The sequence below is a fragment of the Candidatus Williamhamiltonella endosymbiont of Tuberolachnus salignus genome, from assembly GCF_964019775.1.
Classification (GTDB): Bacteria; Pseudomonadota; Gammaproteobacteria; order Enterobacterales; family Enterobacteriaceae; genus Hamiltonella; species Hamiltonella defendens.
This window is the reverse complement of sequence record NZ_OZ026471.1, coordinates 1,904,624-1,931,300: the sequence shown is the minus strand read 5'-3', so window position 1 is coordinate 1,931,300 and position 26,677 is coordinate 1,904,624. Positions and strand designations below refer to the sequence as shown.

Below are 26,677 nucleotides of genomic sequence, written 5' to 3'. Positions count from 1 at the left end.
AACTTTAACGGCAACAGAAAAAAGAAGCCCCGGAAATCAAAAGCACATTCGTCGACGGGATATGAGCGAGTTACTCAATGAAATTGGGGCCATTTTATCGTATAATGAATATACGGATAATGAGGTGATGACGATGATGAATTATCTGATTCAAGAGGGGAATGCAACAAACCCGATGGAGTTTATCACTGAGATAGCGAAGAAATCAGAAAAATATGAGGGGACACTGATGACAATGGCTCAAGCCTTAAGACAAGAAGGTAGACAAGAAGGCATTCAAAAAGGTAAGGCAGAATCTGCCAGAACTATAGCTCGTCAGCTTCTGGCTAACGGGGTTGATCGAGCGATTGTCAAAATGTCGACGGGTCTGTCTGATGCTGAGATGAATGCGCTGATGGGCCGGGTAAACTCTGCAAAAAATTAAATATCACAAAAAATAATAACCAGATTGATTTAACACAGTCTCATGATTTTTGTGTTTACAACTCCACTATTCAGCCAGAATCTATGGCAACACCAAGAATCGGAATAATAAAAGTGGGCACTGATAAATTGTGGCGTTTAAAGACAATATAAATTGTGAACAAAATCCTGAAAGTACACCCACCTCCATTAATATTTCCTTGCTGCTTTTCCGACCAGTCGCTATAATTGAGATGTTAACCCTCAATGGTTAATCGGGCGTAGTAACCCGTGTTTTTCCTTGGCGACAGATGACGCGCCCAGCGTCTTTTTTATTGTCGCAAAAACGCCTAGGCATACCTGTAAATCATGGTGGCTCAGGTGGGGCACCCGTAAGGGTGGCTGGTATCCAAGGAAGCCGGTTTACTACCCCCGTCTGGGCTACCACCCTGAGCGTAGTAACTCTAGTGGTAGCGAGTTCAACTATTCCTTGGAGGTTGCTATCATGGCTACTACCCTACTTAACACTTATCCTAAAAGTCTGCATCCCATTTTTTGTCAGCGTATCTGTAACGCTCGACCCGCCATCCTGGCTAAATTTGCCCGCATTTCTAAAAACTTAACGCCTCGCCAACGTGCATCCCTTCTGAAAATAGAGGGGGGTCTCATGAATAGTGCCATCAAGCAATTTTGCCAAAGTTTCACGATCCCCTGTGGCTTTACTGATGCGGAATCTCAGGTTTATACCAATGCCGCGATGACGGATATTCTGGAGATGACGGCGGAGTCTTCTCAAGTTCTGGATGTTTTTCATGCGCACGAAGAGGTTATGCGCGATAAGAAATTGCCGTTATCGCTGTTGAGTACGTTACCCGGTGGTGACAAAGAACCTCGGGCCGGCCGTCAGCCTATGAGGGAGGGGGTCTTATGAGAACTTTTGACTTCACGAGTGTTTCTGATTTACATGACGTGTTTCCTGAACTGACCTCTGCCCAATTTGAAACCGCCCTGTTGTTTTCTTTAGGTCTCACAAAAAAAGAAATTGCTTCTACACGCGGCGTTTCCTATCCGGTGGTCAGAGATACCTTCAAGAGATTAAAAAGAAGCTTCAAATGTTCTCCTTAAGCCATCTGATTTCTCTGTTCCATATACGGTTAGTCTTGTTTGCCTTACATCAAACTGTTTTAACCTATACAAGACAAACCCGAAACAATTAGACTGGTTGTACCCTACTTCATATTCAGTATATTCATACCCTAAATCACCACACTAAAAATATAGAACCCGGCTGAACTTTATTATTGACAGCTCACACCAGGGATTTTTCACTTAATTAAGGCTCTTTTCAAAAAAAGGGGGGAAGAGTGGGATGCATTCCAATCCAAAAAAAATTTGTCCGCAGATAATTTATTACCTGAACCCTCATCCTCATCCCCAGCACATCCGCGATAAAGCCTCTTGTTATTTTTATATGAATCACGCGATGGCTGAACTATTGAATGTCCCCACAGGGGTTCCTGTTGAAGGGCAAGGGTTATCTGAAATCAAACCGGACATATCGGAATTGTTTGAAGGTATCAAGAAACAGGAGGAGAGGGTCATACAAAAAGAAACTGCTGTCTCTTTACTGATAAAGGTCATTTTGGAAAAAAACCGTCTTCAACCCTACATTGTTGATATTCATCCTTTCTGTAATCAAGAAGGTGAACTTATCGGGAGCCCAAGCCAGACAATGTCAATTCTTTTCAGCTTTAGACTATATCCAGGGTAAATCACCCAAAACATTAACCCCTTCACTCTCCAATACAATATTGACTCAACGCGAACTTCAGATAAGTTTTTATTATTATCAGGGTGTAAGTCAAAAATAAGTGGCAAAATGTTTACATCTCTCTCATAGAACGATTGACAATAAATTACGGGGGATTGATGAAAAAACAGGGGTTCATCATCAGGATAAATTCAAAAAATATATTGAAGAAATCGGACTGAATCAGTTTATTCCTCATCACCTATTGGCATCAAGTATTCAGCTGATTGATTGACTATAGAATAAGAATTGGCTCATCATGTCTTGGAGGGCAGTGATATCTTGCGGCAGAATTTCAGTGGGGTCTTCACGCAATAGTAAATCGGGCGAAGGGGAATACTCAATGCCTCGATGATGTTCATCTGAAAGGGACTCAGTCCAATTCCTTATCATAAGAAAGCTGTTGTCTGTCCAGAAGTGAAGGCAGTAAGTCATGGCCGCTTCGGACGAAACCGATTCATGGGAAAAGCCCTTGGGGATATACAAAATATCACCAGATGTCAGCTCTTCATCAATTATCTTTTCAGAAAAGTCGTTTTGACCACAATCAACCGGCGATGACCAGCGATTCCCTACACGCCAGCGGCGGCGGCCCATCCCTTGAATCATAAACACGTCAGACGGTTTAGCCCGAGGCCAATCCCACCCCCGGGGAGTGAAAAAGACACCCTCAGCTCTTCTTTGACCCAATCAGGAAAAATTCGAAACAGGGACATCAATTCTTCAACGGGTCTGTGCCAATGGTTCATCGCTTCCACTTTTAGTGACCAGTTGCTTTGGCCTAAGGACGCATACCGATTAAAGGGTTTATACACGAATTGACATCTCCCGTGACGCCTTTGAATGAGTTGGCTTTCGAGCGTTTTTTCTACAGGAGAATTTAATGTAAGAACGGAGGATTTTAAATGATTAAAAAAATCACAGATAGAGATAAAACTGAACTTTTTAGCATAAAAAAAGTTCCTAAAACTCCTCCAGCATCATCATATATTGGAAATTTGGGGGGATAATAGGGTTCAAGTTTAGCCTCTCGACCATAATATGATGTACAAATGACCTCTGCACCATCATTAGCTTCTCTCTGTATGGATAATGGCTTATCTTAGGATAGCCTACCTGTTCGCTTATCATATTTAACAATATCTGACTCAATTTGTTTGATAAAATCATATTCTTTGATGGGAGTGCGCCTGTTTTTTATCTTTTATCACCCTCAAAAAAACAGAGATTATCTTAACATTAACTTTGTTAACAGTGCCATAGCAGTTAAAAAGTGAGATACACGAGTGATTTAAGGGATACTCATCGGGAGATAATAAGTGGTAATTTTAAGTATGGAAATGATGGTAATCGGAGCAAATATGAAAAAAGGGCAGTTGTGAATGCGGGGTTTGCTATCAGTAAAACCGGTACTGGAGAAATTTGCCAAAATGCTGGCCACCCTGGCAAACCGTTTATAGCTTTTTTAGAAGAGCAAAAGACAAAGGAATTTGGGAAAAAAGGAAACATGATGTGGTAGAAAAAAGCAGCGTGGCTTCTGGAAAAAAATCTCACCCCTCTTAGAGTCTGATTGATTCACAAAGTGTCAAAAAAACTGATGCAGCAAAAGGCACATAGTTACCGATACTCATGGCAATCTTTTACACGTAAAAGTGCATCCAGCAAATATACCTGTTCCAAACCTAACTCGATTGACTTGGCTGCATAAGCTTATACAGGTAGTTAAAATTTACCAGGTGCAAACGGAGCAGTTTTTCGGGTAGTTTATTGCCAGTTTTACCAAAATGCCGCCACAGGCGATCCGAACTCGTTCTGATCGTTACGTTACGGGTAGCAGGCCTATGGTAAATCCGAGCGAAAAACCCGACTTTGTGTCTGATGGCAAAAGGTTACAGTCTGTGTTTTCTCATTTTTCAGAATTTATTTTTTTTGATGCATTTTAGACCGAATTTGCTCGCTAATAAGTGGGGTGGCGATATTAGATGATATTATTTTATCTAATTCCTTTTTTTTAATTGACTGCTCTGGATTCAGAGTGGTTTCTGCGGGGCTATACAAAGAAAATATTCTTTTCATTGGTGTTGTTTCAAGAACAAATTTTCCTTCAAGATATTTTTTTAATTCACCACCACCAAGCTTTTGTATTGATTTCATCAAGTTGTATTTCCATATCTGCGTATCATAGTAAGGTAGAGTTTTTTTTAAGGTCAGGTACTCGCTAAGTGACTGGTCTCCGGTAGCCATTCCTGTGTCAGCTAATAGCATGAAATCATCATAGATATTTTTTGGTAGTTTATTTGTTAAAATAATTTTCACTTCTTTGGTTCCATTACCTTTAAGTTCCTTTCTCGTTTTCACGTCACCACTATCAGAGTCTATAACGATAATTGTGGCTTTTGAAAAAAGAGAGAGATAATCATAATTATTATCAAATTTAAGTATTTTGGTTATTTCGTCAATGAGGCTATCTGATTTATCATCTATATCAGGTCTAAAAGTACGCAGACTCATTATGAAATTTGCACTCCTTTTATCCCTGATTGTTTCGCAGAGCGTGTTAGCAATAAATACCTTTGTAGCAGTGACATAATAGGGTGAACTGATGTATCCTAGATGGTAGCTGCTGTCACGTGAAAGAGACATATTGTAACTGTCAAGCAATTTAATCAACTCACCTTCAAACCGATTTTTTATCTCATTAATAGTTTTCTCATCTGTGGGTATATATCCAATAGCTCCTTCACTAAACCCCAGACGATTTCCGGTAACTTCAGTGAACCCAATGTTTTTTAGCATGGATTGCTGTTCATTTAAACTGTTGTATTTATCCAACATGCCCATTTCTTCAATAAGGATGGCATCTTTTGGTGTGAATTTAAACTTTTCGCACATGTCTTTTATGTGTGTTTCTAGACATTCTCTTAGGGCCAACCCCACAGGAGCGATAATGAATAGTGGGTTACTAAATTGGGATATATTGTGCGGTTCCTCATTCCGAAAAGAGTAACTTTGATATTTTTGATTGCATTCATGTGTGTTTTTGCGTAAAACATCTAGCGGAGATATGATAACTCTGCACCCTTGATCTAACGCGATGTTAGCTATTTTTTCTCCTAGAGCTTGATCACCACCGCCATCAGTACACGGATTTATTATAATCACATCTCTTTCGCGAATACTTTTCGAAGGTAAATTGCTCAAAAGTACTTTTTCAATAGGCTCTAATGAAGATTCAGTTGTCCTTGTAGCAGGTTGTTGAACTACTGGTTCAGGCTTTTGGGTCAGTACCTCGATTCTTTTACTAGATATTGGATCTGCTTGAGCAGCATGTTCTCCATTACGAGAATCTTCTGAAGATATGATTGTGGTTTCAGAAGCAACAGTCGTGTTTGAAGAAATTGAATTAGCGGGAAGATTTTCTTTCTGCTGTGTTTCAGATAAAAGTGTACGATTATTAGGTGTTGATGCATCTTCTAAATCCGCAGAACCAAAAGAACATTTAACAGGTTTTTTTGATCCATTAGAAAGGGAAGTAACCTGTTCGTTAAAAACGTATTTTTTTAGATATTTGTTCGCAGAATCGAGGTCTTCTCTGCTCAAACCATTTGATGCCTGTTGTTTGTTTTTAAGCTCAAATTTTATTTTTTTAGGCTCAGAAGAATTAGTTATGTTAATCAATGAAGCGCTAAAAGTTTTTTCCGTAAACCTGCCGTTTTCAAATAATCGATATACATGACTCCCATTATCTGTTTTTTCAAGCGCTAAAAATTTATCTGATTCACCATATTTGCCATTAAATTTTCCTCTATAATCAAGTGGTATGATAGTAGTATCTATTGCCATGAATAAATTTCCTTTAAAAAAATTGTATAAATAAATCAAAATTTTGAAGTTTTTATATTAAGGACTTAAAAACTGAGTATAAAAAAATGCATCATTTTATGTTTAATCTTTTTTTGTTATTATGGCACTGTTAAAAAAGTAATTTAATTTATTGATATTCAATTTTTTAATAGAAAATATCTTCGTTTTATTTGTTTTAGTCATTTAAATAATTTTGTTAACACTGCGATATTCAGTTTTGGGTCAGTCTTAAAAGGAATACAAGCCTTACAAAAATAAAAAAACATCAAAAACCGCTCATTTTGTTATTTGACCAAAATAGAGGTCGTGAAAACATCAGGTAATCAACTGACTTTAGAAAATTGCATAATCTAAAGACAACCGATTTTTATGGGTTTTGTTGCATTAATCGGAAAAGATAAACACGAAAGAAGTGTCGTTTATTTTTTAAGCAGACGAAAAATAACATTTTTCTACAGGGAAGAATTTTCCCCTTGTCGATGGCTAAATTGCCCTTTGTCTATGATCTGTATCAGTTCAATTCCTGCTAACATACATTGTTAACCTTGAGCCGGTTCATGTCGTACTGGCGAGCCCGCGATAAGTGCTCCCGATCTTTCAGAAACGACTTTGTATAGTCTGCGTCTTGCGGCAGTAGAGCGCGCTTACTTGCTGCAGTTTTTTTTCGAGGTCATCGAACAGCTTAGTAGAAGTGCCAAAACCTGCACGGCGAGTCAGAGCAATCTGGTTGGCCTCCGCGATTGCGTCACGCGTTTCCACTTTCGTTACCTTGAGCGCGAACGGCATTTGCTTTTCGGCGACCACGCGCATTAAAAACACGCGCAGGGGATCTGAAACGGACAGGCCAATTTCGGCGAGCGTCTCGATGGCTTGAACCTTGATTTTTTCGTCCACGTAAAAACAAGGAGTGCCTTCCTCTCATATTTCACAGAGCGTGAGATTGAGCATATAGTTTAGTTTGACGATTTTGGAGATGATGGGGTAGGGCGCGATCATGTTAAACGCTATACAGGATTGTCAGATGAACAACTCGATACGCTAACCCAATAAGTAAAACCCTGATTTTTTGTTAAAATACTCTATCTGGTTCAATGAGCTTTTAATATTGGCTAATAGGTTGATAGTGAGCGGCCTTGTGTGAAAATACCATAGAGACAGACCCCCTCAGAATTACCAAAAAAACTCCACTCCTTCTCTGAGCAAATTTTTCGGAACATAGTGATTAAATCCGGTTGTGTGACAATATTCTATCAATCCATCCCGTGAAGTGACCCCTGTTTTTTCATAAATTCTTTGTAGTCTATTCTCGACAGCTCTATGGGAGAGACACAACTTTTTAGCAATGTCTTTGGAGGACAGCTTATGAAAGGCGTAGAAAATGATATTCAGCTCTCTTTCTGTAAAAGTGTCTACGGGAGGGGTAAGAGTCACTACAGAGGGTTTTAGGTTATTGAAGAAATCACATATGGAAATAAAACTAAATCTCTTTGCATAACATACAGTACCAGAAACCTGACCCTCATCATTAAAAAAAGGAAATTTTGAACACAGCCAGGGTTCTAAAACCGCATTTCTACCAAAATAAGAATGTTCAATCGCTTCAACACCCTCTTTACTTTGCTCGGCTTTTCTATCATGGGCGTAAATCTCTGTTGCTATTTCTGCCCATGGGCATGGAAATTCCTCATCTCGACGCCCTTCAAAATCAAAGCCTGCTGGAATGTTCCCCATATCCAATGCAGCTTTATTTAAATAGACAAATTTTGACTGATTATCCTTTATCCCCCAAGGTATATTTGAATGCTCCATCATAGAGATCATTGCTTTACTTAAATAATCCACCGTTAATTTTTTTGATTCAGGTTTTTGATGTTCTTTCATGTCATATTCCTTTTTCAAGTTGAGAACTGACGCAATTTAAACTGTGTATCACGGAGCCATAAAAGCGATTGATAAACGTCAGTACTATTTTGAAAATAGAATTCAATTAAATTCATTAACATTGCATTGGGTAATCCCACTGATCAATTCACTGACAGAGAATTCCATAAAAGTATTGCATTAAATATAGACAATGCAAATACTTTGACTGGATTCATTCATACAAATACCCCTACATCCCCCTTACTGGATGATATCCACAGTTCCAACAGTAGTGAAACCCACTGTTCAGGAGTCAGGTAGACCTGGACATCTCTATGCAAAAAGGAAGTCAACTCCTTCAAAGACCAGGTAAAGGGATAGCCTGATTTATGGTTGAAAATACCAATACCCTTTATTGATCAGCAAGGTTAGCTGCTCCATAAAATCGGGGTCGTGTATGACGTGACTGAGCAGGAGGCCATCAATTGTTCTGTGTCGTGCGAGAATGTTCCAGGCGTCCGCATGATCTGAGTCAAGCGACTCGCCGTTGACAAAATAGCGGTTGCCGATGTGTAACATACGCAGCCCCATTAACCGGTGCAATGGATGTCCCTGTTGCAATAAAGTCTGAACTTGTGAAGAGGAGTACACCTTAGCCGCAGGTGCCTTCGGTAACTCATAGGAAGTTTGAGACATCTCTTGAGCAAACCAGTTTTCCAGATGTTCTCTCTTCTGGAGTAAAAATTGGCTCATCATCTCTTGGAGGGCGGTGATGTCTTGAGGCAGAATTTCGGTGGGGTCGTCACGCAGGAGTAAATCGGGTGAGGGGGCATACTCAATGCCTCTATGATTTTCATCTGAAAGGGACTCAGTCCAGTTCCTTATCATACGCAGGCTGTTGTCTGTCCAAAACTGAAGGCAGTAACTCAGGTCGGCTTCGGACGAAATGGCTTCATGGGGAAAACCTTTGGGGATATACAACATATCCCCTGAACTGAGCTCTTCATTCATGATGGACTCAGAAAAGTCGTTCTGACCATCATCAACCGGCGATGACCCTCGATCTCCTACACGCCATCGGCTGCGTCCCATTCCTTGTATCACCAACACGTCAGACGGTTTAGTCTGAGAGCCAATCCCACCTCCGGGGACTGAAAAAAACACCGTCAGCGCTTCTGTGACCCAATCGGGGAAAACACGAAACAGAGACAGAAATGCTTCAGCCGCTCTGTGCCAATGGTTTATCGCTTCCACTCTTAATGACCAGTTTCGTTGACCTAATGAGGCATACCCATTAAAGGGTTTATGGACTAATTGACATTTTCCGTGACGCCTTTGAATGAGTTGGCTATCGAGGGTTTTTTCTATGACCAGTTTTTCCAGCTCTTCAGGCGAAACCGGATTGATAAAATCAGAAATTGCTTTTTTTAACAAGACAGGATGTTTTTGCCAGTGGTGGTGTAAAAAATCTTCCCAGTTGATGATGAGATGCATGTACTACATTCTCCCTTTTTTTATTATCAAAATGAATAAAATCCCTTCCGGCTTTATTGAAGGAAGAGTATATCATTAAAAATGATGATACTAGAGAAGAAAACGATTGACTTTTCTTATTTTTAGTTGTTAGCGTGCCAGAAAAACAGGAATGGCGTGATTAAGCAAAACCAGACATTTCAGAAGATCAAAAATCAGTCAATTGTAGAGTCGCGTTGACAACGTAAGAGAAGTGGGCGGAGGAGTTTCCTGCAAGGGAATATTTAGAATAACAGTTTAATTTCAATAGAGTTTTTTCTAAAATCGAGATGATGACTGAACATTGATTTTGAGGGATCTTGGACATGTTAGTATTTTTTTATCAGGCACTTTTATAAGTCTTGGTGGTGATAATATTATATGCTTTTAAAACGCCACAATTTATCAGTGCCCACTTTTATTCCGATTCTTGGTGTTACAATATATTCAGGTTGAATAGTAGAGTTGTAAACACAAAAATCATGAGATTGGGTTAAATCAATCTGGTTATTCTTCTTCGTGATATTTAATTTTTTGCAGAGTTTACCCGGCCCATCTAAAGAAATCACTGTGGGTTTATATAAGTCGATGCCTCGAATTAAAACCGCCGCCGGAAAACCTTCACGTTCGGTCACAATATTCAGGCAATGATACATGCCGTAAATAAGATAAACATACGAAAATCCGGCAGCACCAAACATGACGGCTGTTCGGGGCGTGTAGCCTCTCGCGGCATGACAGGCCGGATCATCCTGCCCAACATAGGCTTCCACTTCGTTGATAACCCCGAAATAGTCAGCCAACTTTAAAACCTTTCCCAGCAAATCCTTTGCTACACAAAGCGTATCACGCTCATAAAATGAGCGAGGTAAAATACTATCACTCGACATCAATTAATCCATCAGCGCATTCATCTCAGCATCAGACAGCCCCGTCGACATTTTGACAATCGCCCGATCAACACCGTTAGCTAGAAGCTGACGAGCTATAGTTCTGGCAGATTCTGCCTTACCTTTTTGGAAAGAAGCGATCAGTGATAAAACACCTGCTAGCTCGATGGACGATGTATTGAATCGTCTCGAAAATAAATATCAGGTGATGGCTGACAAAGCGGATGCAAAAAAGTGAATCGATTGGAAATTTCCAGCTATATTGAAGGTCATCTGGAGAATATCGCTGATTATATCAGCCAAAATAATCCCCGCCGCGCAGTGACCTTCATTCGGGAGCTCCGCAAAAAATTTTATGACATTCAATTTAACCCGTTGATTTATCAACTGCGTCCAGATATTGGAGAGGAAGCCCGCATGGCTTATGTCGGGCGGTATGCCATACTTTTCCGTGTTATGGGTAATATTGTTCGGATTGAACGCGGCGCTTATTGTGGTCGAAATTTAGTCGATATTTTATCTTGTGAATAAATCCCCCACTTTGAACAGCGACCATTAATCATGGCGAAGAAAACCTTGATATATTTCAGCCCACCGAGTCGTATCCGATTCAAGCCCCTGTTCTGAAAAGAACCCCTTCCCTATGAATTTTTTGGGGGCAGTATCAGCGCCAGATGTCGCCATCGATGTTGATACTGTGTGCGTTGTTCCTCACTCGCTTGCTGGAGCGCTTTTGCAAAGGCTTTGGGCTGCGAAGTGCCCCAATTGTTCTGAACAAAAAATCGGTCACGGTTAACCCCGAAGTCACCGCTGGAATGTGGACCTGCAACTGCTGACAACTGGTTACCCCCTGATTCGCGAGCCGCTGGAAAAAATACTGGAGAAACTTGTAAAAGGTTGATTCATTTCTCATATTCCTTGACGTTAAGATAAGATAGTTTCGAATGTCAGATTAAATTCAACCTTTTACATCTGATGCGCCCTTTTTTCATGGTCAGGATGGTTTTTTACCGTTTTTGGCTCGCGTGTGTTTTTAGAGAACGCCATTTTTATTACTGGATTTTTTCAACTCCGTTTCCCTTAGATTATTTTTCACCATGCGTGACTCTGCTGCTTTGTGTAAAAAATCTCGCCTTTCATGAGAGACTCTGGACTCCTCGTTCTTTTTACGTTGATTCTCTGCATCTGCCCACCGTTTCTCCTGTTTTGCTTTTTCTCTGTGCCTTTCGCTTTCTTGATAAAGTTGTGCAAGATTTTTTTGAGCTTCAGGCCATTGTGGCTGTTTTTTCTCGATGCGTGATTTCTCTATGTCATTTTCGGAATTGAATGAGATATTTCCTTTGACACTTGCTTCGGAGAAACTATTAGGCAAGGCCTGAGGCTGATCTCCGTTAGGTATGGCTCCTGTAGTAATCAATATGTTTTTTTGAGGGCTTGTATAATTGAAATTATCAAAGGCTTTCCAAGGCCAGGCCGTCTTCATTTCTGAGCCATCGGCACCTTTAATATGTATTCCAATACCCGCATCGCTTTTATTAAGACTATAAAGTGTCGCCAGCTGAGGTCCAGTCGCAGAATTTTCAGGCTCAATAGAGGTTGTATTATGAGCAGAATACACAGTCTTTGTTTTTTCCGGTTTCACCGTCACTTCGAGCCTTGCAGTCCCATCTTTATCGTTTTTTTGATTAAAAATTTTCGTTTGATTAGAGATGTGTAAATCTACTTTAAGGTCAAGAATAATATTATCACCATCTCTTCTCTCTATTTGCTCAGCCCCAGGAAGAGAAGAAATTGTCTGAATCAACAACTCTTTATTTAGAGCTGAATCATTTTCGGCCACACTCTCTAAGTGACCTTGAGAAGTAGATGGCTCATTTAACGCCGATGCGGATTGATTTTTGCCAGAGCCATTTAATGCGCCGTTGTTTTCAGACGCACTTCGTGCACCTGAGAGGTTTGGACCTTCTAATGCGGGCTTTTTAGCAGCGTCATTTAATTTTTTCGCCTCCTCTGCGCGCTTTTTAGAAGCCTGTTGCTCTAATGCCAGTTTATTTTCATTGTGAAGATGATACGCAAACATGTCTGATTCAAGTTTTCTGCTGAGAATACTCTTTTTTATTTCAGATTGTTGAGACTCTACTGTCTTTTTATATTGAGTCTCCCTGTCTTCTCGCTCTTTATTCTGTTTAAATTCTACTGCTTTTCTTTGATTTTCCTGAAAAAACGCAGAAAGGCTTCTGTCGGATGCAATCTGTCTTGCTTCTTGTTTTTGTTGCGTTTGTGCGTTATTGACTGCCTCAGACGTGCGTTGTGCCTCAAGTGCTTCTCCCAATGTTTCATCTTCTCTCTTAAGTGCTTCAAAATTTTCTATTACGTTTTTTACTGATTTTTTCAATGCATCCAGGGAATTGACTGTAGTCATTTCATCTTTTCCATTGGCTGCTAAAAATCCAGGGGGGGCACTATGCTGAACGGAGAACGCGGCAAAACTTTCCATGATGTTTTTTATGTGGTCTTTATTTAAAGATTTTTCCTTCTTTAAATCTTTTAAAAAATGATTTAAATCTGCACCCAATCGTTTGAATGACGGTGATTGAGCACTTTTAAGTATGCTGAACAGGGGTTGTAATCTTTTGGGACTTGATTCAGAGTCATTTTTCCCAGAAATCTTTGGTGGGGAATCGTAGTCTTTGCCATAAATATTTAGTAGTAAACGTGTTGGAGAAAATGTCTCTTTATCATGAGTCCAGACCGAATAATATTCATTGGGAAGCTTACCCTCTTGAGCGAGAGAGGCCGCGCTCAGGTAAGTGATTTTTAATGGAGATAAGTATGCATCTTTGAACATTCCCCCATTAAGAGAGTGTCCAGCAAAACAAACCGCTTCCTTGATCAGATTTGGGTGGGCAAAAAGACGTTTAGAGTCTTCCAGCCCACAGGTGTCTAATATTTCTTGGGTTATTTTAAAATATTCCTCCAAACGTTGAACCGCATTTTTATTTTTTAACCTCATTAACCAGGGTTCAAGCAGTGCTGTATCAGAGACATCAAACCTGGCGACGGGCTGATGAGGCTCTAAGGACTCTGCAGGCAACTCTGTTCCTGCACTCGTTATGATTTTTTGAGGCTCGATACGCTGTTTTAACGTCGTGCTCTCGGTGAGGCGTTGCCTGGTATCGTTGTCTTTTCTATTGTTGAGGGCTTTTTCTGCTTTCTCTTTTTGGCTTTTTTCTTCTATGCTCACCCGTTGAGAGGGTTCATTGTCAGCAAGGGGTTTAAACGGATTATCATATCCCCTTTCTGATGAGGTTGAAGCCAACGCGGCATGTGCTGTGGCATTCGATATGGCCGCGGTGTTTTGAGTCGTGTTATTTGCTGTCTCCGCCCCGCTGTCAGCGCCTGGGGTTGTGTTTTGGGTATCTGAGGAGGAGTTTTGTTGGGCAGAAGTGCCAGCGTTATTGCCGATGGCCGCTGTGGCACCATAACCTGATGTCGTTGCCCTCTCTGTGGATGATGAAGTTGAGGCATGACTAGTGTTTGCAATCGTAATACTATTATCAGCAACATAATTTTTATTATTAGATGCACTCTCGTATTTTTTGATGATCTCCTCCTTAATACATTTTATAGTATTGGGCCAATCAAATCTTTTACCTCTAGGATCAAGTGCAACAGAGAATGCTTCAGCAAATGCCTCTTCTTTTCCTCTTGCAAAATTATGCTGATAAAAATACATTTCTCCGTCTTCTATTTTTCTGTTATAAAAATCAGCCGCGTATGCTTTTAAAAACTCCTCGTTGTTTAGAGAAAAAACTTCTGGATTAGTATTAGTATAGCCAAGTTTTCCGGCAAGAAGACTATCGATTGCATGACCCATTTCATGAATTAAAACATTTGAAGGGCTTATTATAACATCCCAACTTTCTTTATCCGTCTTACTTTTTTCCATTGCAACAATAATTTTTTTTGCACATGCGGAACTCTTTGTACCAACAGTAATACCCTTACCTTCTGAATAAGAAGGATCATAGGTACTTATATTATCCGGAGTGATTATAACTTTGTCGCCTCTTTTTTGTAATTCTTGTAAAATATAGAAAGGTATTCTAATCATTTCCAAAGCAATTTTATATTTATCTGCTTGTATATTTTTTGCTTTTGAGGTCACAGATATCATCTTGTTGTAAGCAAAATCAAATTTTTCTAGAAAATTTTTAAATTCTTTCTCAATAACTACAGCGTCATTATTATTTGAGCAAAAATTTCTTTGAAAACTTTCTATAACATCATGTTTCTTTTTGGCGCATCTGAAAATTTCACCGTGTTTTACAGGTGATAGATTTTCATAAAGTATTGATAATAAAAAATTTTTATTTAAAAATGAGTTTATTGTAATCAAATCTTTCTTTTTTTCAGGATTTTCTGTATTTTGGATACTATCTAAAATTTTTTTATTAACATCTTTAAATATATCTTTATTAACATCAGTCACTTGATTGTTTTTAAGAATCATTTTTCCATATTTTTTATATTTTTTATATTTTTTATATTCATTACTATCTATTTTTATTGTTTTTTCTACATTTTGTGCCTGCAAAAAATTAGAAAAACTTTTTGTTAAACGATCTGGTCTATCTGTATCCTCTAAGAATACCTTGTCTGTAATCAATTTCGTTGGTTTAGTACATGAGAACATTTTTTATTTCCCTAATATTTTTAAAAAAACTTATTAATAAATGAAGCCCCTAAGTATTTTTATATTCCGATTTTTAGAGGCATGATTTGTGTATTTTTGATTTAATTGTGGTTTGTTGTTGTGTAATTTTATCTACCTTAAGTAAAAATAAATATCAAAAATCGCTCACTTTTTTATCAAAATAAATACCTTAAGAAGAGGAGGGGATCATTTGTCTTTGGCAAAGACGGTAACATCGATGCGGAATGAGAAATCAGGTGTAAGATCCCGTATTTTGATGGTTATAGTTAATGGTGAATTTTCAGGGTACCTAGTCAACTGTTGACAAATAAATTCATGGGGCGTGAGGCCTTTGAGGGTTTTTAGAGGTTGAACAAGATGTAATCTAGAAAGAACTATTGAATATGCTGAGTGAGTTGTTCATGTGAATCGTAGTGATAACGTTTTTACCGTGGCTTTCTTAAGGGTTCTGTTCATGCGCTAGACTTGCCCGTTTGTCCAAGGCGAATGGATGGGCGTTAATCGCGGTGTACAATGGTGTTTTCTCTGCATATGCGGTCAAAGATGTGTTCCACAGGAGTTATTGAGTTGCCCTACCATTGCAAAATTGGATGCCGTTAACACCGTATGAATCTGGTAGGGAACCGCCTCAATGAGGTTTCTCAGAAACTGAGCGGCGGTCATCAAACAAACTCGGTAAAAAAAAATAACAAGGGTATTCCTAAAAAAGTAACAGAATCCGCGTCCCAGACAAAAGCAGAAAAAGAAACAGAATTAGACAAAACAATATCAGGGCTGAATAAAACAGTAGAAAAAATAGAAAAAAACCACAAGAAAAAAGCTATTAAACACAATGTCTGAACTAAGAGGAGATATAAAAAAACTAAACAAATCAAAAATACCAGAAACAATAATAGAAGAAACACCAGAAGAACTAGCATCAGAAACTCATGTGAATGTCACTAATACATCTGAGACCCCTAACACTATAGCTAATCCAAATAAGCCTTTATTTAAAAAAAATGATAAAACACTCTTTTTGAAGCGTACTTTTAATTTCATTACTGCCCCATTTCGCTTTATATTTTCAGTGTTTTTCTGGACGGTAGAACTCATTCAAGCCTATTTTAGGCCTCAACGTAAGCTTAGGAACTTACAACTGAAAAACCTGGAATTGTTGGCTCCTCACGTTAAGATTTCTGCTTTTTATGGAGATAATCAATTTTGGTTTATAAGTTAAGGTTATGATTTTTCTATCAAGCTACAACTGCCCCCGACAATAAAGATGACTGATTTAAGTATGAAGGTATTTAAATTAACTATACCCGCTTCTATTTTTTTATTCTATCAATCTGCACCTAAAGTGGGCGTCGTACAAAAACAATATCGCTTAACAATAGCCCAGGGCGATCACCTCCGCGTGGCACTGAGCTCAGCCCATTACCACCTGAGCAGTGATATCAGAATCGATCTGTCGAATTAACGCCCCCCGCTCTACACTCTTCTTTCATTGAAATCAACCTGGAAGGACATCATGCTGAATCTCAATCCTGTTTTGGTGATGGTTTTTATCGTTTCAGGGGCGGTAATACCCTAAAATACATTGATTTTGACATCCCTTACAGGAAGAAAGCATGAACCTATATATAGCAGAAAAACCTTCTTTGGCGAATGATATTGCCAAAGCATTGGGGGGCTATTTCCAGAAAAAAAACGGCTATCTTTAGTCAGCCGATCACATCGTGACATGGTGCTACAGGCATCTACTGAAATCAATTGAGCCGTAAGCCTACCATCCGGCTTACGCACAGTGGAAAGCCGAGGATTTGCCGTTGCAGCTTTACCCGTTACGCTATGAGCCGATGGCCGGAAAGGAAGCGCATACCCAAACCGTCATCGATCTGATTCACCAGACTGTAGTGGTCAAGTAAAACAGGCCAGTATCTTGTGTTTTTTCCAGTACAACCGCTGCGGTTCATTTGGCGTTCATCCCCCGTTGTATTGATGAGGCCGCGTTTGACTGTAGTAGCCAATGAGATCATCAACAAGATCCCGCCTGGCTTCTTGTTGAGTTGGATACCCTGCTTTGGGTACCCATTCTGTTTTGAGGCTTCTGAACAGGCGTTCCATAGGAGAGTTGTCCCAACAATGACCTTTACGGCTGAGACTTTGGGTCATACGATAGCGCCAGAGTGGTTGCCTGAACGTCAGGCTCGTGTCATGGCAACCTTGAGCTGAATGAAACCTGACGCCGTTGGGGCGTCCTCTTGATTCATAAGCCATCCACAATGCCTTGCAGGTGAATTCACTGTCTGGGGAAGAAGAGAGGGCCCATCCTGTCGGTTGACGTGCAAACAGGTCTATCAGTACGGCTAGACAGGTCCAACGATTCCCTGCCCAGAGATAGGTCACATCTGATGAGGGGCAGCCACAGAAAACTGACGCGCTCACACGTCAGGAATAGCCTGATGTTCCTGTCTCGCCTTTTTATATTGATGAGTCGCTGGCTGATGGCTGACCCGTTCCAACTGACGCATGACTCTCGTTGCCCGATAGCGACTTGGCGGAATACCCCGTTCTGATACCATGGCAGACATCGTTCTTGCTCCTGACGTACCTGAGCTTGTCACTGCATGGCTCTTCTTAAGTTTCTCTACTCACGGGAAGTGTTCAGGAACTCTGACATTAAGAGAGATGAAGCCTTTTTGAGGATATCTTTCTCCCGTTCAACCTTGCGGAGTTTGGCTTCCCGCTCTTGAATCCGTTGTTGGTCTGCTGTCATTGTTTTACCCTGGGAAATAGTTTGTCCTCTTTTTTCGCTCATTGACCGCCTCACCCCATCACGGAGGGCGATGATACTTTTGCTCCTTCTATCCCCCTATATCCTTGTTTTGTCACTCATTGAGCCCCTTCTAGCTTAAATTCAGGGCTGTAGGGGAGTTTGTGTTTTTTGTTCATTATTCCCCCTTTTTTGATAACGTGAGTTTATCACCTGGTTTTTATCAGGTGGCCAAATTAACTATGCCACTACACCCCGCCCGACTTGCTGACCCCCGCTCAACGGGATTATTTCCGCCTCCGAAACAGAATCGACATCGCCGCGCAGCAAATAAACGGCTTGCAGGATTATGTTCGGAAGGTCTGTTTGAATAAACCATAAAGGTTATTCCCATGCCGGCCCTCATCCCCCGAGCTTGCCGTAAGCCCGGTTGCCCTGATACCACGACCGAGCGTTCCGGCTATTGCACAACCCATCGTCACGAAGGCTGGCAACAGCATCAGCAGGGTCAAAGCCGACAGGCGCGGGGTTATGGGGCTCAGTGGCAACGGCTCAGAGCCCGTATCCTGGCCAGAGATAACTATTTGTGCCAGCCGTGCTGGCGGCAAGGTGTTATCCGAAGCGCCCAGGCCGTGGACCATATCCAGGCCAAAGCGTTTGGCGGCACCGATGAGGAGAGAAATCTGGAGGCCATTTGCCACGAATGTCATAAAGCAAAGACAGCACGTGAGCGATTTAACTATCAACGTTAAATATAATATGATGAAACGAAATAAAGAAAATGCAGGGCAAATCCAGAGCGAGCGCATCCAGACGATTTATGGCAATTTTATTTTTAACAAGCAGTTTATGCTTTAATGCTTTGATACCTATAAGTGGTCCGTAAATAGTAGCAAATTTTTTTTATGTTCACGAATCACTATCTCAAGAATAAGAGATATGAATAAGCCTTATCATCTTGATAGGTTGTAGTCCGATAAGGATAATTGTTTTTTGAATATCTACAAAACAATCTGAATAAACAGACATTATCTTCGTTAATTTTAAAAAATTAAATTAACTCAGTGATATCCTGACCCATCTGGACGGGATGGCCCTGGAACTGCTGATTGGTGCTTATGTGGAGTGGCGACAGCACAGAGACGGGATAGACAAAGAAGGTCATTTCTACAAAACCCAATCGCAGGACGGCAATGTCATGATCCGCCCTCATCCGCAGGTGGCCATGATGGCCGATGCCTGGAAGCGGTTAAGGTCCATGCTCACGGAATTCGGCATGACCCCTGCCAGTCGGTCTAAAGTCCCTAGTCCCGAACCCGGGTCACTCGACCCTTTCAGCAAATTTTTAAGCGCGCGGGAAGAGTAATGGCCACGGTCGCCGACAGCATTCGCTATGCCGGGCGTGTTGTGTCGGGTGAGATTCTGGCCGGGGACTATGTTCGACTGGCCTGTCAGCGCTTTCTCGATGACCTGCAAAACGGGGAAGAGAGGGGTGTAGTGGCATAGTTAATTTGGCCACCTGATAAAAACCAGGTGATAGACTTAAGTTATCAATACAGGTGTAAAAATGGATAAGAAACACAAACTCCCCTACAGCCCTGAATTTAAGCTAGAAGGGGCTCAATGAGTGACAAAACAAGGATATAGGGGGATAGAAGGAGCAAAAGCCATGGGCGTGAGTAAAAGCGCCATGAGTTCCTGGGTGAATCAGTGAAAAGGGGAATGAGAAGGGAAAAGCCCCTCGGGGTCTCCTATGACACAAGAACAGCAAAAGAGCCGCGAATGAGAAAAGAAAATGAGACGAATAGAAGAAGAGAACAGCCTGTTAAAAAAGGCTTCATCTCTCTTAATGTCAGAGTTCCTGAACACTTCCCGTGAGTAGAGAAACTTAAGAAGAGCCATGCAGTGACACGCTGATGTCAAGTGTTTGGGATACATCGAAGCCGTTATCAATATTGGGTAAAGGGGGTTAATAGAATCAAGCCTGAACAGATAGAGTGACAAGCTCAGGTACGTCAGGAGCAAGAACGATGTCTGCCATGGTATCAGAACGGGGTATTCCGCCAAGTCGCTATCGGGCAACGAGAGTCATGCGTCAGTTGGAACGGGTCAGCCATCAGCCAGCGACTCATCAATATAAAAAGGCGAGACAGGAACATCAGGCTATTCCTGACGTGTGAGCGCGTCAGTTTTCTGTGGCTGCCCCTCATCAGATGTGACCTATCTCTGGGCAGGGAATCGTTGGACCTGTCTAGCCGTACTGATAGACCTGTTTGCACGTCAACCGACAGGATGGGCCCTCTCTTCTTCCCCAGACAGTGAATTCACCTGCAAGGCATTGTGGATGGCTTATGAATCAAGAGGACGCCCCAACGGCGTCAGGTTTCATTCAGCTCAAGGTTGCCATGACACGAGCCTGACGTTCAGGCAGCCACTCTGGCGCTATCGTATAGCTAAAGCAGGGTATCCAACTCAACAAGAAGCCAGGCGGGATCTTGTTGATGATCTCATTGGCTACTACAGTCAAACGCGGCCTCATCAATACAACGGGGGATGAACGCCAAATGAACCGCAGCGGTTGTACTGGAAAAAACACAAGATACTGGCCTGTTTTACTTGACCACTACACCCACGAACATCGACCCCTTAATGGGCTTTCAACTACATTGTCAGGGCGGCCTGAGGATGATGCCTTTGTAGAATACCCCGCTTCGCCTGGAAAGCCCCTTGCCCCCAAGGCGGGGGAAATACAGTGGCCAAAAGCCCCAAGAGGAGAATGAATGGGCTGTTTTTATTTGTTTGGCCGCTGAAAATTATCCTATCTCTACACGCTCAAAACACGCCAAAAATTTTTTATTAGAAATAACACATCAAACAACCCCTACTCCAGCTTATTCAAACCTCCCCGCTCTATATATGACCCTTTTAAAAGCCATATTCAGGTTATCCCCTGATGTTTTTATGGATGAAATTTGTTTAATGTAAAAAATCATCAAGTTATTTTTTTTGACTTAACCAAAAAATGAAAAGAGAACTATGAATAATATAAATACTTTTACAAACTTTATATCGGGGATTGGTTTATTAACTTATAAATCAAGGGCCGAAAATAAAAAAAATACAAAAAATTTTGATCATTTTACTGGAATCGTCAATTCAAATTTTGGGATTAAAATTCGAGATTTAGATGAAAAAGAATTGAACGATGTAAAACGCTTTTATTTATTAGAGCGATATGGTGATAAATTTGAATTTGATGAACCAATTTTGCCTGGGTTAAATTGCAGTTCAGAAGTGCAAAAAGCATTGATGAGTAGATATGATACAGAAAAAAATGACACCCAAAACAGCTAAAAAACTCAGAACTGAGGATAATTTAGCTCAAAACGAAATCGACGAAACTGTCAAAAAATATGGGGGTACAGTCGTTAAACACTATAATCAAAATACAGGAAAGCTTGCATCTATTATTAAGCTTTCTGATTCAACAGCATTAGGTATTTGTGCTGGTTATTCAACGAAACAGCTAATCGCCTTATCTGAAGGAAAAACAATAGATAGAGACATGCGAGTTGTTAATAAAAATGATAAAAAATCAAAGCTCAAAATTTCAGAAGTTAACAAAATTTGTCACTTGCAGGCCGAAGGCGACGAAATTTTTTTTAAAAACCCCGATTTCAAATTCGACGATCAAATATTAGAAAAAAATAATTTTTCAATTATCGATTTTATTGATATTGCTAAAAAAGACGATGAAGAACGTCACGTTTTTGCTTTACGTGTAGCAGATTCTATTATCTCTAATAAAAATAAAAAAAATATTTATGAAAGAATTGCTTCAGAAACTAAAAATGCGGCTCACGACATATCTATTATGATTGAAAATCAAAAAAACAAAACAAAAGTTATTTTTTCTGACCCGAACCATAGATTGTTTACTTTTTATCATGAAGAAGACTTTAAAGCTTGGTTCATTGATTTTTGTTTAAATCATTATTGGTATTCAGCTTGTGATGATTTTAAAATAACAATACTAGATAAAAAAAATAACCTAGGGGGTAAGGTGTAACAACTTAAATTTACCTCCTGATAAATAAAATTTAAAGTATTAACTTCTTTATGTTTTAAAAAATTCAATAACGGATAGATTATTTCAAATAAAAGTTTTATGTTATGTTTAATAAACCTCAGTGAGGGGGCCAGACTTTTAAATATCATTTACGTTTCTTAAATCCAGTTTTGGATAATTTATTTTATTAAATCATTTTTAAACTTTGAGATTTTTTAATTCAAAATATTTTATAAGTTTCAATTTAAAAAAACCTCAAACACCGTTTATTTATGTAAATCTGTCTTGAATTATCTGTAAATAAATTAATTTCTCTCCAAAATACGTTTTTGTATTTGCACTTACTTCCTTCGGCTACGTGTCGCGCGGTCTACTACGTCAACCATCAGGAAAACAGGGGCAATGCATCTGCGCCCGCACGTGGGGCGTCATGATGCGGGCGACTTCCTGCATGACCGGCATGACGACGCTATTTCCGAACTGACGGTAAGCCTGCGTATCACTGACAGGTATTGTTCTGGCGGCTGGGCATGTGTCATATCTTGCTCTCTGGGAATTTTTACGGACATTAATCCGTGCGCGTTTAAATCTATGGGGCCATGTGGCGCAACAAATCGGGAAAAAAGAGTACGCCGACACCCGAGGTACCATCGGGGTCAAATATCATTTTCAATGACCGCCGTGCCCTCACTGCTTATATGATGACGGCGTCCGGCTGGAAGGAAGTTTAAGAAAGGAAAGTGACTGGAAAATGAAAGACTGAAAAAAGCACTGAATGTCCTGATTTTGAGCAAAATCACAGGTCATAATAAAAATTAAGTGATTGTAAAATCACACTTAAAATATCGCCTATAGTTATTATACCTGTTCAGCCCAGTCCATATGATGTGTGGGCTGCGCAGGAAGTCATTGCTCTTATCAATGAAGCTAAAATTTATAAAGAAAACATTAAATCCGTATTTGTTATTAATCGCAAAATCGCAAATACGGCCATTGGGCGTGACGTGTGTGATGCGTTAGCGACCTATTCAACAGATGTTCTTCACTCAACTGTCACTCAAAGGGTTATTTTTGCTGAATCAGCGGCAGCTGGAAAAGCTGTTTTTAAATTAGAACCTCATAGTAGTGATGCAAAGGAAATATCTGCTTTGGTCGATGAAATTTTGGAGTTGCCATCATGAGTAATAAAAAAATAATTTTTGGCGTTAAACCAGATAGACCTGATATTGATTCATGGGTTGAGACTCGAGCTATTGAAGAAACGAAAAAAGTGCCAGAAAAAATGAAAAGACTGACTATCGATATTCCTGAAAGTTTACATAAAGCGGTTAAATCCGCTTGTGCCTTGAGGGGGACAAAAATAGCAGATGAAGTTCGTGATTTACTTAACGATAAATATATAAAAAATGAGCTATAAAATTTTATTTTTTAATAAAGCAAGAAGAGCCCGCCGATTATTTAATTGGAAATGTATTCAAGAATACGATTTTTCGCTTTAATGCCCCTTAGATAACAGACTTTCGGCGATGATAATATGTCTGACATTAAATTTTTTCTAGATTTTATATGGTCAAAAAATCTATCATTATAAGAAAATAATTCACATTAAAAGTACAGTGCCTTTGAAAAATTATTCATAATGTTTTTGCCAATGAAGCCGATTTTTACAGGGAGCTTTATGGAGGATGGGTGTTGTCTCTTCAAAAAATTATCTGCGCGTCTGGCGTCGGCTTCCTGACGCTTTCATCCGCCTATTGATTACCATTTACCCTCATTCGGTCAAAAAATCCCCTTCAAGAATGACCTCTGGTCATTAAAAATGAGTTTGAGTTCGTTTAAAAACACTTTGTCCACATTTAAATGCAAGTCGATTTTGATGATGGATGCATCCTAAAAGATAAATGCAAAATCACAGTGAATTTTTTTAAAAAGAAAAAAGAAATAAAACATGGAGAAAATTGTGGATAAGTTGACCTATGTTTTCTTTTTGATTGAAAAGGTAAAAACCCGTCTGGCAGCGAGCAAAAGCACGGCTCTGTGTGATATAACCTTTCAGGAGTTCGCTGACGCTCACGTCTCGGCGGCTTAACCACTGTGTTCCCCTGTCACTACCGAGTACCGCCTTCCAATGCCCTTTAGGGCATTCAGTCAAAAACACAAACACAAACACAAACACGAAGGGGGGTTGATATTAAAATTAAATGAATTATCAATGATTGATATGCCCTTCCTTTTGCCCCCTTCCATAAACCCATTGAAATAAAAAACCCCAGCCGTTATATTGAATACGTTGCCTATAAAAAGGGCAATCAGGTTTGATAGCCTGAGTATCCAAGCGGACATCCGCCGCTACATGCGGTTTTTTTACGTCCGTCGTAAACCAAAGTTACGTTCACATTATGGTGTGGCGTAATGAGGGAGCTAAAAGCTCGCCGGTTTCTTTCGTGCCGGTAGATCAATCCTGTTACGTCTTGCCACCCCGTTTGATCTCGGGGGCAAGGTTGAAAATTAACTATACGAAAGAGGCCGAAACTATGGCTACCATAAAACTCCGCTCTAAATTTATCGATACATATTGTATTATCTCCAGAAACTCCAATACCCCTTCAGGAAAAGTCCTATTTACACTCAACGAACGAAGAACATTTAACGTAATGTTCAAGGAAAATAGCCTTCTATGGATAGGCCGCAGGTCTGTTAGTGAGGGATTTCTATGAAAACTTTCAACCTAAAGCAAATCAAAAAATTCCGAAAGGTCTTTCCCGAGCTCACCACGTCAGAGCAACTTGAAACGGCGATGCTTTTTTCTTTGGGATTAACTAAAAAAGAAATTGCCGCGTTGCGGGAGGTCAGCTACAAGGCGGTAGAAGTCATGTTAGATCACATTAAAAAACGATGTCAGGTTCACTCTATCAACATGATGATGGCTCTATTTCAGGTGCGTTTGGTGTTCTTTGCATTGTCTGGATGTGCTGTAGAAAATCAATAATCTCTTTATTCACTCATTCGAGGTCATAAAAGTTTAGTTTTTACTATTTACTGGACTTTTATGACTGTTCCATACCCTAAAAAAAAACTGACCACTAGGGATTTTCCCGTCTGTATTGATCTCGAAATATTGTTAATACTGCCTACTCTAATGACCGCTTTTTTCAAAAAAAAGAGGGGATGAGTCAGATGCATTTCAACCCAAAAGACATTTCAAATCAGATAATTTATCACCTAACCCCTCATCCTCATCCCCACCACATCCGCGATAAAGTCTCTCGTTATCTTTATATGAATCCCGCAATGGCTGAACTATTGAATGTCCCAAAAGGGGTTCCTGTTGAAGGGAAACGGTTATCTGAAATCAAAACGGACATATCAGAATTTTTTGAAGGGATTCATCAGCAAGAGGAGAGGGTCATACAAAAAGAAACTGCTGTCTCTTTACTGATAACGGCGAATTTTGGAAAAGAAAACCATCTTCAACCCTACATTTTTGATATTCATCCCTTCTTTGATAAAACAGGCCAGCTTATCGGCACCCTCGCAGAAGCCAGACAATGTCAATTCTTCTCACTCTTGGACTCACTCACTGCAAAAATTCAGCTCACCAGTTTTGAGGCGAAATTCTTGAGTGACATGCAAAGCAAGTACGATCTGAATGGTTCATTCTCATGGTTAACTCAAAAACAGAGAACAACACTGGAAAATATTTTAGCTAAGTACGGACGGAACTGAGGTATCTATGGCTCTAGTATCAATATGTGAGGCAGCCAGACTGACTGGAAAAAGTCGCACAACAGTGCAGTCATACATTAAGCAGGGAAAACTGACCAAGTGTACAGACAGCAATGGCACTTCAAAGATAGACACATCAGAGCTTCTGCGTGTTTTTGGATCATTTACTGGTCAGCAAGTTGGCAGTGAACAATCAGGCAGTACTGTGCAGCATTTGGCAGGTGATTCTGTGCAGTTATCTGACCAGATTTTGCAGCATCAAAACCAAGCGTTAAAAGCTGAAGTAGAATTAGTCAAAGCCTTGCTGCGTGAAAAAGAACTACTACTCGCTGAAAAAGACAAGCGCAACGAAGACCTCAAGCAAGCCCTGTTACTGATAGAGTCCAATTTGCCAACCACACAGGAACCAGTCGAACAGCCGGTGGTGAAAAAATCATGGCAATTCTGGAAAAAATAGCGGTTTCAGTCCGTTTGCCGGCTGAAACCAGAATCGCCATTTCATATAGCCCAAATGTTATGTACAATGAATTGTACAAACTCCAGTAAATAACGAGGTGCGATATGAGAGCAGTAAGCTACAGTGAAGCAAGACAGAATTTATCGACAACCATGATCCAGACGATTGAAGACAGAGCGCCTGTACTCATCACTCGCCAGAACGGTGAATCATGCGTACTGATGTCTCTCGATGAGTATAACTCTCTCGAAGAGACAGCCTACCTGATGAGATCGCCTAAAAATGCCCGTAGACTGATGGATTCAGTAGAAAGCTTGAAAGAAGGGTTCGGCGTAACAAGGGATATGATTGAGTGAAGCTTACATGGTCTGCCGAGGCGTGGGATGACTATCTGTACTGGCAGGAAACAGACAAAAAAACAGTAAAAAAGATCAATGAACTCATTAAAGATGCCAGCAGAACACCTTTTGAAGGTAAGGGAAAACCTGAGCCGCTGAAGCATAATCTCGCTGGATTCTGGTCACGAAGGATCACCACTGAGCATAGGCTGGTTTACGCCGTGGGTGATGATGCCTTGCTAATCGCGTCATGTCGTTATCACTACTGAAA

General features: G+C 40.3%; 35 protein-coding genes and 4 pseudogenes. 26 read left to right on the top strand and 13 right to left on the bottom strand.

The annotated features are described in order from the left end of the window. Positions 1-61 precede the first annotated feature (61 nt). From AACL23_RS09565 to AACL23_RS09540, 6 genes are all read left to right on the top strand, one after another. Complete coding sequence (locus AACL23_RS09565; RefSeq protein ID WP_234817499.1) at positions 62-424, top strand: hypothetical protein; 363 nt, start codon at positions 62-64, stop codon at positions 422-424. Between the two features lie 2 nt (positions 425-426). Next, positions 427-576, top strand: coding sequence for a hypothetical protein (locus AACL23_RS09560; RefSeq protein WP_320410225.1), 150 nt, complete (start codon positions 427-429; stop codon positions 574-576). A 331-nt stretch (positions 577-907) separates the two neighbouring features. Next, positions 908-1,333, top strand: a complete 426-nt coding sequence (locus AACL23_RS09555; protein WP_339051374.1) for a hypothetical protein — start codon at positions 908-910, stop codon at positions 1,331-1,333. Further along, on the top strand, positions 1,330-1,527 hold the full coding sequence (locus AACL23_RS09550) for a transcriptional regulator (RefSeq protein ID WP_320409940.1): 198 nt from the start codon (positions 1,330-1,332) through the stop codon (positions 1,525-1,527). Before AACL23_RS09555 ends, AACL23_RS09550 begins: the two co-directional genes overlap by 4 nt. Positions 1,528-1,771: 244 nt before the next feature. Continuing rightward, a complete protein-coding gene (locus AACL23_RS09545) occupies positions 1,772-2,173 on the top strand; it encodes a hypothetical protein (protein ID WP_234817497.1) in 402 nt (133 codons plus the stop codon). A 100-nt stretch (positions 2,174-2,273) separates the two neighbouring features. Next, positions 2,274-2,447 carry a hypothetical protein gene (locus AACL23_RS09540; protein WP_234817496.1) on the top strand — a complete coding sequence of 58 codons (174 nt, stop codon included), beginning with the start codon at positions 2,274-2,276 and terminating at the stop codon, positions 2,445-2,447. Here AACL23_RS09540 and AACL23_RS09535 read toward each other — a convergent pair. Together AACL23_RS09535 and AACL23_RS09530 are read right to left on the bottom strand one after the other, a co-directional pair. After that, positions 2,432-2,809 carry a JmjC domain-containing protein gene (locus AACL23_RS09535; protein WP_339051369.1) on the bottom strand — a complete coding sequence of 126 codons (378 nt, stop codon included), beginning with the start codon at positions 2,807-2,809 and terminating at the stop codon, positions 2,432-2,434. The two genes, AACL23_RS09540 and AACL23_RS09535, sit on opposite strands and share 16 nt — an antisense overlap. 8 nt (positions 2,810-2,817) lie before the next feature. After that, positions 2,818-3,027: a cupin domain-containing protein gene (locus tag AACL23_RS09530; RefSeq protein WP_267892420.1), complete on the bottom strand. Its 210-nt coding sequence runs from the start codon at positions 3,025-3,027 to the stop codon at positions 2,818-2,820. Between the two features lie 458 nt (positions 3,028-3,485). Here AACL23_RS09530 and AACL23_RS09525 point away from each other — a divergent pair, with 458 nt between their 5' ends. After that, positions 3,486-3,731: a hypothetical protein gene (locus AACL23_RS09525; RefSeq protein WP_171967136.1), complete on the top strand. Its 246-nt coding sequence runs from the start codon at positions 3,486-3,488 to the stop codon at positions 3,729-3,731. 401 nt (positions 3,732-4,132) lie between these two features. On the opposite strand, the gene AACL23_RS09520 is transcribed toward AACL23_RS09525, so the two are convergent. The 5 genes from AACL23_RS09520 to AACL23_RS09500 form a co-directional block, all read right to left on the bottom strand. Further along, positions 4,133-6,055 carry a hypothetical protein gene (locus tag AACL23_RS09520; protein ID WP_339051360.1) on the bottom strand — a complete coding sequence of 641 codons (1,923 nt, stop codon included), beginning with the start codon at positions 6,053-6,055 and terminating at the stop codon, positions 4,133-4,135. A gap of 618 nt (positions 6,056-6,673) precedes the next feature. After that, positions 6,674-6,970, bottom strand: coding sequence for a type II toxin-antitoxin system RelB/DinJ family antitoxin (locus tag AACL23_RS09515; RefSeq protein WP_015873591.1), 297 nt, complete (start codon positions 6,968-6,970; stop codon positions 6,674-6,676). 276 nt (positions 6,971-7,246) lie between these two features. Continuing rightward, positions 7,247-7,957: a helix-turn-helix transcriptional regulator gene (locus AACL23_RS09510; RefSeq protein ID WP_339051358.1), complete on the bottom strand. Its 711-nt coding sequence runs from the start codon at positions 7,955-7,957 to the stop codon at positions 7,247-7,249. Positions 7,958-8,326: 369 nt separating this feature from the next. Continuing rightward, a complete protein-coding gene (locus AACL23_RS09505; protein ID WP_339051356.1) occupies positions 8,327-9,433 on the bottom strand; it encodes a winged helix domain-containing protein in 1,107 nt (368 codons plus the stop codon). A 395-nt stretch (positions 9,434-9,828) separates the two neighbouring features. After that, positions 9,829-10,341, bottom strand: coding sequence for a DNA-3-methyladenine glycosylase (locus AACL23_RS09500; RefSeq protein ID WP_171967133.1), 513 nt, complete (start codon positions 10,339-10,341; stop codon positions 9,829-9,831). 234 nt (positions 10,342-10,575) lie between these two features. Between AACL23_RS09500 and AACL23_RS09495 the strand changes: the two genes are divergently transcribed. Further along, entirely contained in the window at positions 10,576-10,872 is a 297-nt protein-coding gene (locus tag AACL23_RS09495) for a type II toxin-antitoxin system RelE/ParE family toxin (protein WP_100096415.1), read from the top strand. A 110-nt stretch (positions 10,873-10,982) separates the two neighbouring features. Here AACL23_RS09495 and AACL23_RS09490 read toward each other — a convergent pair whose 3' ends face one another. From AACL23_RS09490 to AACL23_RS09480, 3 genes and pseudogenes are all read right to left on the bottom strand, one after another. After that, positions 10,983-11,180, bottom strand: a complete 198-nt coding sequence (locus AACL23_RS09490) for a hypothetical protein (RefSeq protein WP_339051352.1) — start codon at positions 11,178-11,180, stop codon at positions 10,983-10,985. A gap of 194 nt (positions 11,181-11,374) precedes the next feature. Further along, the gene (locus tag AACL23_RS09485) at positions 11,375-15,037 is read right to left on the bottom strand and encodes a hypothetical protein (protein WP_339051350.1); all 3,663 of its coding nucleotides are present in this window, start codon (positions 15,035-15,037) and stop codon (positions 11,375-11,377) included. Positions 15,038-15,435: 398 nt separating this feature from the next. Continuing rightward, positions 15,436-15,721 (bottom strand): annotated as a pseudogene (locus AACL23_RS09480) (IS481 family transposase); the annotation flags it as partial. Between AACL23_RS09480 and AACL23_RS09475 the strand changes: the two are divergent. Genes AACL23_RS09475 through AACL23_RS09465 form a run of 3 tightly spaced genes read left to right on the top strand, consistent with a single transcriptional unit; the run spans position 15,665 to position 16,520 of the window. After that, positions 15,665-15,898, top strand: a complete 234-nt coding sequence (locus AACL23_RS09475) for a hypothetical protein (RefSeq protein WP_339051667.1) — start codon at positions 15,665-15,667, stop codon at positions 15,896-15,898. The pseudogene AACL23_RS09480 and the gene AACL23_RS09475 overlap by 57 nt on opposite strands. Continuing rightward, complete coding sequence (locus AACL23_RS09470) at positions 15,891-16,277, top strand: hypothetical protein (RefSeq protein WP_339051348.1); 387 nt, start codon at positions 15,891-15,893, stop codon at positions 16,275-16,277. Before AACL23_RS09475 ends, AACL23_RS09470 begins: the two co-directional genes overlap by 8 nt. Positions 16,278-16,337: 60 nt before the next feature. Beyond that, positions 16,338-16,520 (top strand): hypothetical protein, encoded by a 183-nt coding sequence (locus tag AACL23_RS09465; protein WP_171770473.1) that lies wholly within the window; start codon positions 16,338-16,340, stop codon positions 16,518-16,520. Between the two features lie 440 nt (positions 16,521-16,960). On the opposite strand, the pseudogene AACL23_RS09460 reads toward AACL23_RS09465, so the two are convergent. Together AACL23_RS09460 and AACL23_RS10335 are read right to left on the bottom strand one after the other, a co-directional pair. Continuing rightward, positions 16,961-17,661: pseudogene (locus tag AACL23_RS09460) on the bottom strand (IS3 family transposase); the annotation flags it as partial. Positions 17,662-17,690: 29 nt separating this feature from the next. After that, positions 17,691-17,861: a transposase gene (locus AACL23_RS10335; protein ID WP_422389637.1), complete on the bottom strand. Its 171-nt coding sequence runs from the start codon at positions 17,859-17,861 to the stop codon at positions 17,691-17,693. A gap of 219 nt (positions 17,862-18,080) precedes the next feature. On the opposite strand from AACL23_RS10335, the gene AACL23_RS09455 reads away from it, so the two are divergent. The 7 genes and pseudogenes from AACL23_RS09455 to AACL23_RS09425 all read left to right on the top strand — a co-directional run bounded on the left by AACL23_RS09455 (position 18,081) and on the right by AACL23_RS09425 (position 21,885). Then, positions 18,081-18,197: a lysis system i-spanin subunit Rz gene (locus tag AACL23_RS09455; protein WP_422389636.1), complete on the top strand. Its 117-nt coding sequence runs from the start codon at positions 18,081-18,083 to the stop codon at positions 18,195-18,197. Positions 18,198-18,208: 11 nt separating this feature from the next. Next, positions 18,209-18,568: an HNH endonuclease gene (locus AACL23_RS09450; RefSeq protein WP_015873580.1), complete on the top strand. Its 360-nt coding sequence runs from the start codon at positions 18,209-18,211 to the stop codon at positions 18,566-18,568. A gap of 317 nt (positions 18,569-18,885) precedes the next feature. After that, a complete protein-coding gene (locus AACL23_RS09445; protein WP_268802497.1) occupies positions 18,886-19,182 on the top strand; it encodes a phage terminase small subunit P27 family in 297 nt (98 codons plus the stop codon). Continuing rightward, complete coding sequence (locus tag AACL23_RS09440; protein ID WP_339051666.1) at positions 19,182-19,322, top strand: hypothetical protein; 141 nt, start codon at positions 19,182-19,184, stop codon at positions 19,320-19,322. The genes AACL23_RS09445 and AACL23_RS09440 overlap by 1 nt, the downstream gene beginning before the upstream one ends. Before the next feature lie 121 nt (positions 19,323-19,443). Further along, a pseudogene (locus AACL23_RS09435) lies at positions 19,444-20,436 on the top strand (IS3 family transposase). A gap of 416 nt (positions 20,437-20,852) precedes the next feature. Then, positions 20,853-21,170, top strand: a complete 318-nt coding sequence (locus tag AACL23_RS09430; protein WP_339051345.1) for a hypothetical protein — start codon at positions 20,853-20,855, stop codon at positions 21,168-21,170. Further along, on the top strand, positions 21,136-21,885 hold the full coding sequence (locus tag AACL23_RS09425) for a YopT-type cysteine protease domain-containing protein (protein ID WP_339051343.1): 750 nt from the start codon (positions 21,136-21,138) through the stop codon (positions 21,883-21,885). The genes AACL23_RS09430 and AACL23_RS09425 overlap by 35 nt, the downstream gene beginning before the upstream one ends. 378 nt (positions 21,886-22,263) lie before the next feature. On the opposite strand, the pseudogene AACL23_RS09420 reads toward AACL23_RS09425, so the two are convergent. Continuing rightward, positions 22,264-22,398: pseudogene (locus tag AACL23_RS09420) on the bottom strand (hypothetical protein); the annotation flags it as partial. Positions 22,399-22,772: 374 nt separating this feature from the next. Here AACL23_RS09420 and AACL23_RS09415 point away from each other — a divergent pair. From AACL23_RS09415 to AACL23_RS09380, 8 genes are all read left to right on the top strand, one after another. Beyond that, a complete protein-coding gene (locus tag AACL23_RS09415) occupies positions 22,773-23,066 on the top strand; it encodes a hypothetical protein (protein WP_339051341.1) in 294 nt (97 codons plus the stop codon). Then, on the top strand, positions 23,063-23,302 hold the full coding sequence (locus tag AACL23_RS09410) for a plasmid partition protein ParG (RefSeq protein ID WP_015873568.1): 240 nt from the start codon (positions 23,063-23,065) through the stop codon (positions 23,300-23,302). Before AACL23_RS09415 ends, AACL23_RS09410 begins: the two co-directional genes overlap by 4 nt. A gap of 531 nt (positions 23,303-23,833) precedes the next feature. Next, on the top strand, positions 23,834-23,974 hold the full coding sequence (locus tag AACL23_RS09405; RefSeq protein ID WP_158530930.1) for a hypothetical protein: 141 nt from the start codon (positions 23,834-23,836) through the stop codon (positions 23,972-23,974). Positions 23,975-24,598: 624 nt separating this feature from the next. Next, a complete protein-coding gene (locus AACL23_RS09400) occupies positions 24,599-24,874 on the top strand; it encodes a helix-turn-helix transcriptional regulator (protein ID WP_015873553.1) in 276 nt (91 codons plus the stop codon). 179 nt (positions 24,875-25,053) lie between these two features. Beyond that, positions 25,054-25,611 carry a PAS domain-containing protein gene (locus AACL23_RS09395; RefSeq protein WP_339051338.1) on the top strand — a complete coding sequence of 186 codons (558 nt, stop codon included), beginning with the start codon at positions 25,054-25,056 and terminating at the stop codon, positions 25,609-25,611. A 7-nt stretch (positions 25,612-25,618) separates the two neighbouring features. Continuing rightward, the gene (locus AACL23_RS09390; RefSeq protein ID WP_123875440.1) at positions 25,619-26,068 is read left to right on the top strand and encodes a helix-turn-helix domain-containing protein; all 450 of its coding nucleotides are present in this window, start codon (positions 25,619-25,621) and stop codon (positions 26,066-26,068) included. 104 nt (positions 26,069-26,172) lie between these two features. After that, positions 26,173-26,424, top strand: coding sequence for a YoeB-YefM toxin-antitoxin system antitoxin YefM (gene yefM, locus AACL23_RS09385; RefSeq protein ID WP_015873559.1), 252 nt, complete (start codon positions 26,173-26,175; stop codon positions 26,422-26,424). After that, positions 26,421-26,675, top strand: coding sequence for a Txe/YoeB family addiction module toxin (locus tag AACL23_RS09380; protein ID WP_015873558.1), 255 nt, complete (start codon positions 26,421-26,423; stop codon positions 26,673-26,675). Before yefM ends, AACL23_RS09380 begins: the two co-directional genes overlap by 4 nt. The last annotated feature ends 2 nt before the right edge of the window (positions 26,676-26,677 follow it).

Excerpts from the sequence above, each read along its gene's own strand:
- AACL23_RS09565 (WP_234817499.1), top strand. The coding sequence starts at position 62 with ATGAGCGAGTTACTCAATGAAATTGGGGCCATTTTATCGTATAATGAA.
- AACL23_RS09555 (WP_339051374.1), top strand. The coding sequence starts at position 908 with ATGGCTACTACCCTACTTAACACTTATCCTAAAAGTCTGCATCCCATT.
- AACL23_RS09550 (WP_320409940.1), top strand. The coding sequence starts at position 1,330 with ATGAGAACTTTTGACTTCACGAGTGTTTCTGATTTACATGACGTGTTT.
- AACL23_RS09545 (WP_234817497.1), top strand. The coding sequence starts at position 1,772 with ATGCATTCCAATCCAAAAAAAATTTGTCCGCAGATAATTTATTACCTG.
- AACL23_RS09535 (WP_339051369.1), bottom strand. The coding sequence starts at position 2,809 with ATGGGCCGCCGCCGCTGGCGTGTAGGGAATCGCTGGTCATCGCCGGTT.
- AACL23_RS09520 (WP_339051360.1), bottom strand. The coding sequence starts at position 6,055 with ATGGCAATAGATACTACTATCATACCACTTGATTATAGAGGAAAATTT.
- AACL23_RS09510 (WP_339051358.1), bottom strand. The coding sequence starts at position 7,957 with ATGAAAGAACATCAAAAACCTGAATCAAAAAAATTAACGGTGGATTAT.
- AACL23_RS09505 (WP_339051356.1), bottom strand. The coding sequence starts at position 9,433 with ATGCATCTCATCATCAACTGGGAAGATTTTTTACACCACCACTGGCAA.
- AACL23_RS09500 (WP_171967133.1), bottom strand. The coding sequence starts at position 10,341 with ATGTCGAGTGATAGTATTTTACCTCGCTCATTTTATGAGCGTGATACG.
- AACL23_RS09485 (WP_339051350.1), bottom strand. The coding sequence starts at position 15,037 with ATGTTCTCATGTACTAAACCAACGAAATTGATTACAGACAAGGTATTC.
- AACL23_RS09475 (WP_339051667.1), top strand. The coding sequence starts at position 15,665 with ATGAATCTGGTAGGGAACCGCCTCAATGAGGTTTCTCAGAAACTGAGC.
- AACL23_RS09470 (WP_339051348.1), top strand. The coding sequence starts at position 15,891 with ATGTCTGAACTAAGAGGAGATATAAAAAAACTAAACAAATCAAAAATA.
- AACL23_RS09465 (WP_171770473.1), top strand. The coding sequence starts at position 16,338 with ATGAAGGTATTTAAATTAACTATACCCGCTTCTATTTTTTTATTCTAT.
- AACL23_RS10335 (WP_422389637.1), bottom strand. The coding sequence starts at position 17,861 with ATGAGCGAAAAAAGAGGACAAACTATTTCCCAGGGTAAAACAATGACA.
- AACL23_RS09450 (WP_015873580.1), top strand. The coding sequence starts at position 18,209 with ATGCCGGCCCTCATCCCCCGAGCTTGCCGTAAGCCCGGTTGCCCTGAT.
- AACL23_RS09440 (WP_339051666.1), top strand. The coding sequence starts at position 19,182 with ATGGCCACGGTCGCCGACAGCATTCGCTATGCCGGGCGTGTTGTGTCG.
- AACL23_RS09430 (WP_339051345.1), top strand. The coding sequence starts at position 20,853 with ATGAATAATATAAATACTTTTACAAACTTTATATCGGGGATTGGTTTA.
- AACL23_RS09425 (WP_339051343.1), top strand. The coding sequence starts at position 21,136 with ATGATACAGAAAAAAATGACACCCAAAACAGCTAAAAAACTCAGAACT.
- AACL23_RS09410 (WP_015873568.1), top strand. The coding sequence starts at position 23,063 with ATGAGTAATAAAAAAATAATTTTTGGCGTTAAACCAGATAGACCTGAT.
- AACL23_RS09405 (WP_158530930.1), top strand. The coding sequence starts at position 23,834 with ATGGAGAAAATTGTGGATAAGTTGACCTATGTTTTCTTTTTGATTGAA.
- AACL23_RS09400 (WP_015873553.1), top strand. The coding sequence starts at position 24,599 with ATGAAAACTTTCAACCTAAAGCAAATCAAAAAATTCCGAAAGGTCTTT.
- AACL23_RS09395 (WP_339051338.1), top strand. The coding sequence starts at position 25,054 with ATGAGTCAGATGCATTTCAACCCAAAAGACATTTCAAATCAGATAATT.
- AACL23_RS09390 (WP_123875440.1), top strand. The coding sequence starts at position 25,619 with ATGGCTCTAGTATCAATATGTGAGGCAGCCAGACTGACTGGAAAAAGT.
- yefM (WP_015873559.1), top strand. The coding sequence starts at position 26,173 with ATGAGAGCAGTAAGCTACAGTGAAGCAAGACAGAATTTATCGACAACC.